This is a genomic window from Mesorhizobium sp. M0802 (genome assembly GCF_040320115.1).
GTDB lineage: Bacteria > Pseudomonadota > Alphaproteobacteria > Rhizobiales > Rhizobiaceae > Mesorhizobium.
Genome location: NZ_JAMYOY010000022.1, coordinates 11534 through 24507, shown reverse-complemented (window position 1 = coordinate 24507; position 12974 = coordinate 11534). Strand labels below are relative to the sequence as shown.

Below are 12974 nucleotides of genomic sequence, written 5' to 3'. Positions count from 1 at the left end.
ACTCTTCAGGGGATCGTATAAACCGCAATCTCCCGCTCGATGCCGCGCAGCGAGACCTCGTGCGGCACGGGCGTCAGCGCGTTCCTGTGCAACAGATCGGCGGTGAGATTATCGTCGACCACCGCACGCGTGGCGAAGATCGCCTGTGCGTTGGCGAGGTTCTGGACCCGCGAAGCAATGTTGACCGTCTGGCCGAAATAATCCTGCCGCTCGTTCATGGACACGGCTATGCAGGGGCCGGCATGAACACCGATCTTGAGCAGAAGGTCCTCGCGCCCGCTTTTGTCATTGAGCGCCCGCATGGCGTCGCGCATCCGCAGCGCCGCGGCAATCGCACGGTCAGGCGTCGCGAAGGTCGCCATCACCGCATCGCCGATCGTCTTCACAACCGCGCCTGCCTCCGCCGCGACGATCTCGTGCAGAACCTGGAAATGCTCGCGCACGAGATCGAAGGCTGAAAGATCGCCCACCCGCTCGTAAAGCTCGGTCGATCCGCGCAGATCGGTGAACAGGAAGGTCAGGCTGGTGATCTTCAGGCGCTGGTTGATATCGAGCGTATCCGTGCGATAGAGATCCCGGAACGTCTGGTTGGTGAGCAGGCGCTTGGCGGTCACGAAGGGCCGGCGCTTGCCCAGGAAATCATGCAATACCGGGCAGGCGATGAAGACCGTCGGCAGCACGCGCGTGTCGGTCCTGTTTTCCAGCGAAATGCGCAATGGGCCGGGTTGCATCTCCAGCGTCTGGCTCTGGACATGGTCGCGGTCGAAGGCCAGAGAGAGGTTTCGCCGCTCTTTTGCCGGTTCGCCCTTCGCGTCGATGAACTGGGCCGAATGCGTGACCGGCTCGAAGATGATGATGAATTGGGGCGGAAGCTGGATGTGCAGAACCGCCTTTTCACCGGGCGCAAGCTCGATATCTTCCAGCGAGAACGCTTCCATCTTTTCCGCCAGATCCTCGTCCGGCAGATCGGCCCCGGACGCCCAGTAGATCTGGCGGTAATATTCCACCAACGGCAGTTCGTGTGGATTGTGGGCGGCAATCCTGCGCACGCGGGGACTGACGGTGAATGTCACCTCGACCATCTCGTCGAGGGTCGGCGAATAGCCCTGGGAGCACAGCGCGCAGGTGTATTCGTCCTTCTGCATGGTTTTCAGCGTGGCGTTGGTGTCGAGCACGCCGCCACAGCCGGGGCACAGAACATTCCAGGAAATGTCGAAGATGCCCACCCGCGCTGCATGGAGAAAGGCGCTTATGGTGCGTTCCTCGTCGAGGCCATGCTTGCTGGCGAAGGCCAGCGCATTGATGCGGCAAAGTTCGCGGTCCTTGCCCTCGGCGATGGTTTGCCGGATTGCGTCGATTGCCTGCGGATCGACATCGGTCGATTGCCGCAGAAGCGAGAACAGATCCTGAGCTTCGGTCATCGTGCAGGCTCCGGAAATTGCGCCGCTAGAGCATGATGCCGAAAGGTGTGAAGCGGTTTTCGGACGACATCATGCTCTTCCTGATTCAGAGGCGGATTCAGATTTCAGGTCGGACAGACCTGAAATCATCCGGCTCTAGGCGTGTTGGCCGGACCGATCTTCGACCCGAACGCTCCATCATACTGCTAAACGGACCGGACGGCCATTCGAATGGACAAGCCTGGTGACAGGTCAATTTCCATTTGTTGAATTCCAAACTATGATAGCCCATGGGGCATTCATCTCTGGGGTTTTCTCCATGCCGACACGCGACAACCCGCCATTTCCGGCGGCCCTGCGCCTTTTCTCGGCGGGGGTCATCATCGTCCTGATCGTCGGGGCCGGCCTGTTTTTCGCGCCTGCGCTGGTCAAGCCGCGCTGGCCCTGGGCCGTCACGCCGTTCAATGCCCGCTTCCTCGGCGGCTTCTACACCGCCGAAATGGCAGTGATGGCGGCGCTGCTGGTCTGGAATCGCTGGTCGCCCGGCAGGCTCGTGCTGGTCATGGCCTTCATCTTCACCGTCATCGTGTCGGCGGCTTCGTTCATCAATCTCGGTTATTTCAACTTCGAGCGCAAAGCCCCCTGGCTCTGGTTTCTGGTCTATCTTGCGTCAGCCGCGGTATCCGGGCTGTTCCTGTGGCGGGCAAGGGCCCGCCCTTCTGCAAAAGGCGTGATCTTGAACCCCGCATGGCGCGCCTACCTACCGGTGGAAATGACGATCCTCGGGGCCTACGGCGTCGGCCTGTTGCTGTTTCCCCTGACATTCGGTGGCTTCTGGCCATGGCCGATCGATGCTTTTCACGCCCAGGTCTACAGCGCCATCTTCCTCGCGGGTGCAGGCGGCACCTATCTCGTCTGGAGAAGTGCGCCGCGTGAGGAATTGCTGGTGCTCGGCCTGGCGCAGTTTCTGGTTGGCCTGCTTGCCGTCCTTGGCCTCGTCATCACCGACGCCGCCGTGCACCGGATCGACTGGACGGCGGCCGGGACATTGTGCTGGCTCGCCCTTTTCGGCTGGATCGGCGTCAGCGGTATCCTCAAACTCTACGCCGCCCCCCGGCATTTTGCCGCGCAATCGGCATAGGTCGCAGAGACGGCTGGATTTTCAGGTGACGTCCGGTGCATCGTTCCGGGCATATTGCCTCTGTCCTTTGTTCTGACGCAATTCCGGACGGAAAACCGCTCACACTTTTCCTGGAATTGCTGTAGCCGGAAAAGCCATGACCAGCACGCCACCCCTAGAGAAAATCCAGCCGCAGCTCCGGGCCGTCCGGCCAAGCGATGCCGAGGCGCTTTGCGCTATCTTCAATATGCCGGGCTTCCGCTGGGGCACGCTCAGGATGCCGTTCGAGATGGTGGAGCAGGTGGAGCGGCGCATCGCCAAGTCCGGCCCGGAAACCACCTGGATCGTTGCCGAGTTGGACGGCAAGGTTGTCGGCCACGGCAGCCTGGTCGCGCAGGGTTCGCCGCGCCGCTCGCATATCGGCGAGATCAATATCGGCCTCGACGATGGCTTTGTCGGCAGAGGCATCGGCTCTGCCATCCTTGGCGCGCTGCTCGACGTGGCCGACAATTGGCGCGCCCTGAAGCGGGTCGAATTGAGCGTCTATGCCGACAACGAACCGGCCATCCGTCTCTACACAAGCCACGGCTTCGAGGTCGAAGGCCGGCATGTGAAGGCCGGTTTTACCGACGGGCAGTACCACGACCTCCTGAGCATGGCCCGGCTGCGGTTCTGATGACCACCGTCCCTGCCCTTGCCCCTCCGGTGGACATTTTGGCCGTGCTGTCGCTGCTCTGCCCGGAGGTCGTGCGTGACATCGAGCAGAACTGGAATGCACCGGTTTCCGATTACGCCCGCCATCTGTGGCGGCCGGTGGCAAGGCCTGGATCGGCCCCGTCGATCGCTGCCCGCTCGATCCTGCGCGACGTCCTGCAGCAGCGCCTCGGTGCGATCATGCAGCCTGAAGCGATCGGCAAGGCCCTCGACGAATTCGACCACAGACCGGTTATCCAGTCCGGCCTGCACTGCCTGCTTCTGATGGATCGCATCACCTTCGATGCCCTGCTGCTTGCCTGGCTCGGCGCGGTCGAAAACGGGCTGTCGGCTTTTTTCGGCTTCATGGGAACGACCATGACCATGGAGACAACCGGCCGGGAGGGGCCGGGATGGCTCGATGTCGGCGACGACAAGGTCAATTTGTTTGGCATGGGGCGCCACAAACTGTGCCGCAAAAGCGCCTGCGCGGCCGGTCCCGTCACCCTCAACGGGCGCGCGCTCGAAACGGTGGGCAATGAGACGGATGCCAGAAGCTGGCTGGGCACGCTGCTTGCCAGCCAGGACAAGGTGTTTGCAACAGCCGCCGATGCGCTGACAGAACTCAACGAGCATCTGGTCGCCGATTGGGATCGTTCCGGCATGGCCCGGCCGGTTTTCATCGATGATAGGCTGGCCGCGACTGTCGTGGCGCGGCATCTGGAAGATGAAGGCAGTCTTCTTTCCAGGCTGCTCCTCGAGCCCGCAAGGCGCCGGCGTCTCGACCATGCCTTGCAAGAAGCCGCATCGGGCCCATTTGGCAGGTTCCTGCCCAATGCCACGGCCTATTTCTGGGGCATCCGCGAGCAGCGCGTGCGCAAGCTCGTCCTCGAGAACGGGCGGCTGATCGAGCCTGACAGGCCGCATGGTCTTTCCATCCCGTTCGAGCGGCCGCATCTCCAGCAGGCACTGCTGGACGGCATGCTTTTGCCGGACTTGTTCCTGATGTTCCTTGCCCTTGCCATATTGCCGCGCGTGCGGGTTGTGGGCGGCCTGAGACAGATTGGCTATGTCGCGCTTTTTCACTCGATCCTGCTGGCTGCGCTTGATGAAAACGCGCCAGAAGAGCGCGATCTGGCCGCCGAGCTGCAGGTTCGGGAAAATGCCTGGGGCATGCGGGTCATCGATGAACAAATCTCGGTCCGCGAGCAGCTTGCCGGACTGCCGGAAGGGGCGCTGTTCCCCGACCTGCTGCGGCAATACCGGTTGCGGACATTTGCCGAGACGACCGATGACCTGAAACCGGTTCGCGAAAACGCCCGATGGCGCAAGATCGGCCGGGCCTCAGGCCTCTGATCCGGCCGGGCTTTAGCCCGTCATTGCACCACGCCGGCCTTGCGGAGCCCCTCGACCATGAGTTCGAAATCGGCAGGGTTCTTGTAAGGCAAGACTTTGCGACGGTGTTCCAGCGAATAGGCGGGATTGACGCGAAGCAGGTCCTGCCATGCCGCATGGGCCTGCTCCAAACGGCCCAGATGGCCGTAGCATGCCGCCAGAAGCGCACGCGAGACGTCGGTGACAGCGTTGCGAGCCAGCCGTTGCAGCAAGAGGTCGACGGCCTCTTCGTACCTTCCCAGTTGAAACGATGCCAAAGCCTGGAAGTGCAGAAGCACATCCGGAAAGTATGGATTCAAGGTCTTTCCCCGGGCGAAACTCTCTAGCGCCTCCGCGGGTCTACCCGAATAATACAGCGCCTCGCCGCGGGCGACGTGCGCTTCGGCGAAGTTCGGATTGAGGGCTATCGCGCGCTCGACCTCGCCGATGGCTTCATCGTGCCGTCGTGTGTAAAGCTTGGCCGATGCCAGCGCCCAGTGCGCCCAGGGATCGCTGTCATCCAGCGTTACCGCTCGCGTTGCTGCCTCTTCCGCTTGCGCCATCGAGTCCAACGCACCCCACCTGTTGAGGTAATCGAGCCCGTGCGTGAGGGCTAGGAAAGCGTGGGCAGAGGCAAATTTCGGGTCCAGTTCGATGGCCCGCTGCAAGAGCTCGCGGGCCGCGACGTTCGTGTCCTTCGTCAGCCGGTGCCACAGCTCTCGGCCCCGCAGGAAACAGTCATACGCCTCCGGGTTTCGCTGGTGTTCGGGCGCCAGCCGCAGACGGTCATCCTCGGTCAGATTGAGCGCCAGCGCACCGACGATGTGCTGCGACACGTCATCCTGCACGGCGAATATGTCGGTCAGATCGCGATCGAACCGCTCCGCCCAAAGATGGCCGCCTGAAATTGCATCGATGAGCTGCGCGGTGATGCGTACCTTGTTCCCCGACTTGCGTACGCTGCCTTCAAGGACATAGCGCACGCCGAGCTTCGTGCCGACATCCTGCACATGGACGTTCTGGCCCTTGAAGATGAACGACGAATTGCGAGCGATGACGAAGAGCTGTGACAGTTTGGACAGCGCCGTGATGATGTCTTCGGAGATGCCGTCGGCGAAGTAGTCCTGTTCGGCATCACCGCTCATATTGGCGAACGGCAGCACGGCGATCGACAGTTTCGGCGGCGCTGCCGCAGCCGGAGGGCTCGTCGGGGTTTGCGAGGTCACGGCCACCTTGGCCCCGGCGCCGACCTGCAGCGAATACACCCGGATCGGCTCGGCGATGTTCTTGAGCTGTGTGCTGCCGAGATCGCTGACCGAGAGGTCAAGCCTGGCCTTGACCTGGCGATAGGCATCCTCGGACAGGCAGATGGCGCCGGGCGCCGCAATGCCCTCCAGACGCGAGGCGATGTTGACGCCGTCACCCATCAGGTCGCCATCGCTCTCTTCGACCACGTCGCCCAGATGGATGCCGATCCTGAACTCGATGCGGCGCTCCTGCGGTACGCCGGCATTGCGCTCAACCATACCGTTTTGAATCTCAACGGCGCAGCGCACGGCATCCACCACACTGCGAAACTCAACCAGCGCCCCATCTCCGGTACGCTTGATAACCCGCCCGTGGTGCACTGCAATGATCGGATCGATCAGGTCGCTGCGCAGTGCCCGCAACCGCGCCAAGGTACGATCTTCGTCCGCGCTCGCGAGCCGGCTGTATCCGACCACATCTGCAGCCAGGATTGCGGCCAGCTTACGGTTCTCGCTCATGGGTCGCCTCCTCATCTCCATCATAGCAGGAAGACGGCGGGACGAGGGAATTTTCGCAAACCACGGCCACGCAGCCGCGCTACCGGCAGCGCTCTGACACCAGCCCACGCGGATGCCCATTTGCGCTGCCGCTTGCCGGTTGACGACTATCGGTTCATCCTTGTGAATACCCCGGCCGTGACGAGCGTGGCGAGATCACGCGTCATGGCCCAAGGTCAAAGAGATAGAGCATGATGTCGTCCGAAAACCGCTTCACACTCTTCGGCATCATGCTCTGGTGAGGTGTCCATGAACTGCTCGGGCTGCGGTTTCGAGATCGAGGGCGGTTACGCCTTCTGTCCGAAGTGTGGCCGCCGCCAGCCCGTGCCATGCGCCAGTTGCGGCTACGCCTGCGCACCTGATTTCGAGTTCTGTCCTAAATGTGGGGCAAGCGTCGGTGCGTCCGCAAAAGCTGCCGAACGGCCTGCTCCGACACCAAGCCGCACCATTGCGCAGCCCTCTCGAGCTCCATCGCCGAACATCGAAAGCGAAGAGGGGCCGCATTCCGTCTCCGACGCCGATCGACGAACGGTAACGGTGCTGTTCGCCGATCTCTGCGGCTTCACGACACTCAGCGAGCAGCTCGACCCCGAGGTCATGCAGGCGCTGCAGAACGAACTGTTCAAGGAATTGACGGCGGCCGTGCAAGGCTTTGGTGGTTTCGTCGACAAATTCATCGGCGACGCTCTGCTCGCCTTGTTCGGTGCGCCGGTCGCGCATGAGGACGATCCGGAACGTGCGCTTCGAGCCGCTCTCGACATGATCGCCCGGACGGCGCGGCTCGGTGAAAGCACCCGCCACTCCGGCTCGCCGCTGCTGCTCCACATAGGCATAAACACGGGTCCGGTCGTTACTGGCGGATTGGGCATCGGCACCGCCAAATCCTATTCGGTGACCGGCGACACGGTGAATACGGCGCAACGCCTGCAATCGCTGGCTGCACCGGGTGAGGTGCTGGTGGGCGAACTCACGCACAGGCTGACCCGGCATGCCTTCTCGTACGAGTCGCTGGGCGATGTCGTCTTTCGCGGCAAGGCTGGCAGTGTGCTCGTCCACCGACTGGATGCACCGCTTGCGGCTCCGCGTGCAGCGCGCGGGCTCGAGGCGCTCGGCCTCAGTGCGCCCATAATAGGTCGTGATGCGGAGCTCAACAGAATGCTGGCGAGCCTTGACTTGGCGTGCGGCGGCTCGGCCCAGCTTGTCCGCCTCGTCGGCGAAGCCGGTATCGGGAAGTCGCGGTTGGTGAAGGAGTTCGTCGCCCGCGTCGGCGACGAGGATCGTTTTCGCAACGTCGCCGTGCGGCAGGCCACGTGCTCACCGCTGGGTGAACAATCATTTGGCGCCCTGGGTGCAGTGGTGCGCAGCGCTGCCGGGATGATGCAAAACGACAATGGGGACGAAATGCGGGGCAAGCTCGCAGCCTTGCTTGCCGATCTCGGCCTGCAGGGCGAGGAGGCGAAGCGGCTGATGCCTTTGCTCTACCATGTGCTTGGCCTCGGCGACCCCGATGCCACCTTGCAGCATGTCGAGCCCGAGCAGCTGCGGCGGCAAATTCTCTACGCGGTCCGCACAATCATGGAACGGCGGCTTGCGTTGTCGCCGCTATTGATTGTCGTCGAAGACCTGCACTGGGCCGACTCCGTCTCGCTCGAGGCACTGCGTTTCGTGATGGACAGACTGGAACGCACGCGGCTGATGTTGCTGGTCACGCATCGTCCGGCGTCGGACAACGACCAACTCGACTCAAGTCGGGTCAGCCACACAGCGCTCAGGCTTTCGCCGCTCGACAGCGATGACGGACGCCGCCTGGTGGCGGCGCTTTTCGGCGAGAGCTGGGTAAACGCCGCAGGAGGGCTTCTCGACCAGATCCTCGAGCGCGCGGGCGGCAACCCGCTTTTCTTGGAGGAGATCGTTCGCGGCCTTATCGATCGCGGTGTATTGGTGCGCGAGGGCCAGCAATGGCGGACCGTGGCAGGCGAAGTCGCAACCGGCATCCCCGCCACGATCCAGGCAATGTTGCTTGCTCGCGTCGACCGGCTGCCGCAAGAGGTGCGCCGGTTGGCCCAGGAAGCCGCGGTAATCGGCCCGCGCTTCGATGCCACGCTTCTGAAAGCCGTGGCAGCCGACCCCGGCCGACTGGAAGCGGGCTGCGAACTGCTTTGCGATGCGGAAATCATCGAGGAAGTTGCCGGATCAGGCTCGGTCTCGTCGCAAAGCTACCGCTTTACGCAAACATTGCTGCAGGACGTGATCTACCAGAATCTGCTCCTGCAACGCCGGACCGACATCCACCGCCGGGTAGGTGCCGCCCTGGAGCAACTGTGCGGCGACAAGCCGGAACGGTTCGAGGATCTGGCCGTGCTCGGTCATCATTTCGCTCAGAGCGCCGAGCGGGAGAGGGGCGCGCATTACCTGCAGGCGGCGGGAGATCGCGCTCGCATGATATACGCCAATGACGACGCCCTTCGTTTCTACGAGCGAGCACTGACTGCGTTGGGCGCGATCGGGCAAACACCGCTCAAACTGGCAATTGCAGAGCGCATTGCCGATTTGAGCGGCCCGGCAGGCCGCCGCGAGATTGCACACCGCCACTACGAGGCGGTGCTGCAGGCCTATCGCGAGTCAGCCGATCGTGTCGCGGCGGCGCGCGTTTTGCGCAAGATCGGTCGGCTGTTTTGGGACGTGGGCAAGCGGGACGACGCGGAATCGCGCTACGCTGAAGCGGCAGCGCTCCTCGATGGAGCGGATGCCCCGATCGAGCAGGCGCATCTCTGGCAAGAACGTGGCCGACAGGCGTTCCGCAGCGGAGATCACACTCTCGCGGCAAAATGGGCAGACGCGGCGCTGGATTGCGTACGCTCTCTGACAACGGAACATGTCTCCGATGATGCCACCCTCGTGACCGCCGAGGCACTTAATACCAAGGCTGTTGCGTTGGCTCGCCTTGGGCGAAACCATGAAGCCGTGCGTGAGGTTGAGCGCAGCATTGAATTGGCCGAAGCCGCCGGTCTGCTGGGCGCGGCCTGCCGCGGCTACACCAATCTCGGGGTGCTCTACACGACCATCGATCCGGCGAAGGCGATGGAGGTCTGTCGGCGCGGTCTTGAAGTGGCGCGCCGTATTGGCGATTTGGGTTTCCAGGCGCGCCTCCTCGCCAATCTGGCGGTAGCTTGTTGTACTTTCACGGATCGCTGTCCAACGGAGGGCGTGCCTGCTGCCGAGAAGGCCATCGAAATTGACCGGGCGCTCGACCAGCGCGAGCACCTGCCAGTGCCGTTGATCGTGCTTGGGCAGATCCACCAGTGCAACGGCCATCCGGAACTGGCGATCGGCTTGTTCCACGAAGCACTGGAGGTAGCCCGCGAAACGGGCGAGCCCCAACTGCTGTTTCCGTGCTATGATGGACTCGCAACGCTTAATCTCGACCTCGACAATCTGGCCGAGGCCGAACGCTACTTTTCCCTGGCGCAGGGTATATGCGCCCAGCACGGGCTCGACCCGGAAGCGCTTGTGGTGCTGCCTTTTCTCGACTAGCCGGGATAGGGGGTTGGACATGTCCGCGCCTAGTGGATTGATACCGCTTCAACCGGGCGACCGGGCGCCGAACCTGATACTCGACGCCATTACCCAGGAAGGCAAGATTGCGCTTGACGACTTTCGCGGGCAAAAACCGGTGCTGGTCGGCCTGTTTCGAGGTCTGCATTGTGCGTTTTGCCGGCGCCACATCGCCGCTCAGGCGCGTCTCGATCCGGAGCTGCGCGAAAAGGGCGTGGAGAGCCTGACGGTGGTCAACACGCCGATCGAACGGGCGCGGCTCTATTTCCGCTACCATCCAATGCCGAACCTGCTTGCGGCGTCGGACCCGGAACGCGCTTCACATCGTGCTTTTGGACTGCCCAATCTCGAATTCACCGAGAACGAGACGAACTGGCCGTACAAGGTCGCGATGGCAGCGGCACAGGACATGCGGGTCGACATACCTGGCGAATTGCCCGGTCCCATGGATCCGATGACAGCCGCCGCAATCCTCGACAAGAAGGACCACTACGAACTGACCGAAGCCGACGAGCAGATGATGGCCACGGGACACGGACAACTGGTTGGTCAGTTCCTGCTGGACCGGCAGGGGATCGTCCGCTGGAGCTTCACGGAGGTCCCGGAGGGTGGGCGATACATGTTTGGCGCCCCAAACCCGAAGGAGCTGATGTCAGCCGTGTCGCAAGTCGCCCAATAATGAACTGACAAGTTCACCGTTTATCCGAGCACGGCCTCGACAGTGGCGACAAAGTCATCGAGCGAGCGGTCGCCGCGAATCTCGATGCGCGGAAGGTCGATGAGATCGCTATGGAGGTCCGCCGGCCCGTGCCTGCGGCCGAAGCCTACTCGATAGCCGCACTCCCTAGCCAGCCGGCCAAGCCGTCGGTCGGTGACGGAGAAGGGGGCCGCGAACGCCCTGGTTGGCCGGCCGGTCCAGCGTTCGATGAACAGACGAGAGCGCAGGAGCTCGGCGGCCAGGTCAGCGCTCGACAGACCATCTATGGCGCGATGCGTCGCCATGTGGCTGCCGAAGAAGGCGCCTTCGGCAGCGAGGCGTCGCACCGTCCCGGCGCCCATAAGCGGCGTCGGCGGACCGATGTCGGTGTCCCACTTTGCACTTTCGCCCACCAGGTCCGTCACCAGGAACACTTCCGCGTTCAGGTCGTTGGCGCGCAAGATCGGCCAGGCATGGTCGGCGAAGTTCTGGAAGCCGTCATCGAAAGTGATGAGCACCGGGCGGCCGACGAAAGGCTGACGGTTGGCGATGGATGCTTCCAGCTGCTCGGAGCCAATGGCGTGAAAGCCATTGGCGCGCAGCCATCCCATCTGGCTGGCGAATGCGGCGGGCGTGAGCCGAAAGCGAGCGAGCGCGGCCGGACCTTCATCGGCAACGCCGTGATACATGAGGACAGGGATATGCTGGCGCTGCTCGTTACGTGCGACGTCGCGGCGCAAGGCTCGCGCCCCACCCCAGACGATATTTCGCGCGACGCCGATTTCGATGGGCGCGCGGATCGGCACATGATCGATCACCGGGTCCGTCGCCACATCGCCCGGCGATAGGCGGCGGAAGCGGTCTATGCGGTAGAGTTCGGTCTGGATCGATTGCTCGAGCACCAGGCCTTCGGTCGCTGCCAGCGTCTCGGAGATCGCCTGGGCACCGAATGTGTTCCAGTCGAAGCCCGTCTTTTCGACATTGTCACGCAGCACGAATGCGTGTGCGCTGATGAAACTACCGCCAGGCGCCAACGCCTCGGCAAATTTCTTGGCGATGCGCCGCAACTCGGCGAGATCGTCCAGATAGTAGAGCACCTCCGAACAGAAGATCAGATCCATCTCACCCGGCAGCGTGTCGGCAGCGAAATCGAGTACGCCGAACTCGACATTCGCCTGATTGTTGCATCGGGCGCGGGCTCGCTCGATGGCTATGGCGGAGATGTCGGTTGCGGTCAGATGGCCCACGCGCGGCGCCAGCTGCCGCGTGAAATGGCCCTCCGCACAGGCCAGCTCAAGCGCCCGGCCGATGGGACCGGCAGGCAGGATCTCGATCTGCCGCTCATATTTTTCCTGCTCATAGAGCGAGCTGTAGTTCCAGGGATCCTCGGTCGCGAAATAGCTGTTCCAGAACGCCGTGCGATCCTTGTCGTGCTTGTCCGCGACCCGTGCGCGGCGCGGCGTAACAGGCTCTGACGGTTCAGCGCTCGACCGAACCAGGTCATGCGCCTGTGCGGCCAATTGCGCGAGTTTGCCGAAGTGGCTGTCCTGATCGGGCTCGCTTCCCGCCATGGCAAACGATACCTCGGCTGCAGGCGTGTTTGACGTGGTCGCGCCGGCGCCCTTTTGCGGTGCAGGCGATCCTCCCGCAAGCCGCTCAGCAGGCACTACATCCAGGATCAATTCAATCCAATGATCGCTCGTCACCGTCCCGAGTGCACCGAACTGCACGACAGCCTCGATCCGGCCATCCAGCATCAGATGGGCATAGATCTGATCGATGCCTTCCGGCAGTTCGGTCGCGGTCGGATTGCGAGCGTCGACGCGAATTCCGAGCGTTCGCGCCAGCCTGCGCGGCGTGGCAAGATCGTCGGGTTCGAGAAGCATTTGCTCAAGCTGGTACTGGACGCGGCGAGCCGCTGCGGGATTGTCCCAGATCTTGCCGAGTTCGATGATCAACGCGGTGGTTGCGCTGCCGAACCTCGCCCATCCGGCAGCCAATTGCGCCGGCACCGACAGGCTTCCTGCCATGAGGCCATCGAAGATTACCTTGGCAATCTCATGCGCCCACTTGCGTCCCGCCGGGAGTGCGCGCAGGGGCTGCGGGTCGATCAAGCGCGAGCCTGAGCCGCATTCGGACGCGGCGTTCCGCAACGCCAGCCAAGCAAGCGCTTCAGATGCGGTGCCGCCTTTCGCCGAAATTGAACCCGAGGGATTGTGCGCCACGCCGTCTTACCTGCGCCTGGTTCTGAGGGAGAACAAGTGTCCCGCAACGCGCTTACATCGCCGGTCTGGAAAAAGCAAAAGGCGCCCCGAAAGGCGCCTCTTCAT

8 protein-coding genes are annotated in these 12974 nt (G+C 62.9%); 5 read left to right on the top strand and 3 right to left on the bottom strand.

Annotation, left to right across the window (positions count from 1 at the left end; translation table 11 throughout):
• Positions 1 to 5 precede the first annotated feature (5 nt).
• On the bottom strand, positions 6 to 1421 hold the full coding sequence (locus tag NKI10_RS25660; protein ID WP_023698120.1) for an adenylate/guanylate cyclase domain-containing protein: 1416 nt from the start codon (positions 1419 to 1421) through the stop codon (positions 6 to 8).
• Positions 1422 to 1719: 298 nt separating this feature from the next.
• On the opposite strand from NKI10_RS25660, the gene NKI10_RS25655 reads away from it, so the two are divergent.
• The 3 genes from NKI10_RS25655 (at position 1720) to NKI10_RS25645 (ending at position 4569) form a co-directional block, all read left to right on the top strand.
• Positions 1720 to 2541 (top strand): hypothetical protein, encoded by an 822-nt coding sequence (locus tag NKI10_RS25655; protein ID WP_023706798.1) that lies wholly within the window; start codon positions 1720 to 1722, stop codon positions 2539 to 2541.
• Positions 2542 to 2677: 136 nt separating this feature from the next.
• Entirely contained in the window at positions 2678 to 3196 is a 519-nt protein-coding gene (locus NKI10_RS25650; protein ID WP_023698122.1) for a GNAT family N-acetyltransferase, read from the top strand.
• Complete coding sequence (locus NKI10_RS25645; RefSeq protein WP_031196757.1) at positions 3196 to 4569, top strand: hypothetical protein; 1374 nt, start codon at positions 3196 to 3198, stop codon at positions 4567 to 4569. Before NKI10_RS25650 ends, NKI10_RS25645 begins: the two co-directional genes overlap by 1 nt.
• Before the next feature lie 20 nt (positions 4570 to 4589).
• Here NKI10_RS25645 and NKI10_RS25640 read toward each other — a convergent pair whose 3' ends face one another.
• Positions 4590 to 6353, bottom strand: coding sequence for an adenylate/guanylate cyclase domain-containing protein (locus tag NKI10_RS25640; protein WP_352862237.1), 1764 nt, complete (start codon positions 6351 to 6353; stop codon positions 4590 to 4592).
• A gap of 288 nt (positions 6354 to 6641) precedes the next feature.
• Here NKI10_RS25640 and NKI10_RS25635 point away from each other — a divergent pair, with 288 nt between their 5' ends.
• Both NKI10_RS25635 and NKI10_RS25630 read left to right on the top strand, forming a co-directional pair.
• Positions 6642 to 9926, top strand: a complete 3285-nt coding sequence (locus NKI10_RS25635; RefSeq protein ID WP_023672128.1) for an adenylate/guanylate cyclase domain-containing protein — start codon at positions 6642 to 6644, stop codon at positions 9924 to 9926.
• Positions 9927 to 9945: 19 nt separating this feature from the next.
• A complete protein-coding gene (locus NKI10_RS25630) occupies positions 9946 to 10626 on the top strand; it encodes a redoxin domain-containing protein (protein ID WP_023672127.1) in 681 nt (226 codons plus the stop codon).
• 20 nt (positions 10627 to 10646) lie between these two features.
• On the opposite strand, the gene NKI10_RS25625 is transcribed toward NKI10_RS25630, so the two are convergent.
• Complete coding sequence (locus NKI10_RS25625) at positions 10647 to 12869, bottom strand: SAM-dependent methyltransferase (protein ID WP_023805884.1); 2223 nt, start codon at positions 12867 to 12869, stop codon at positions 10647 to 10649.
• Between the last annotated feature and the right edge of the window lie 105 nt (positions 12870 to 12974).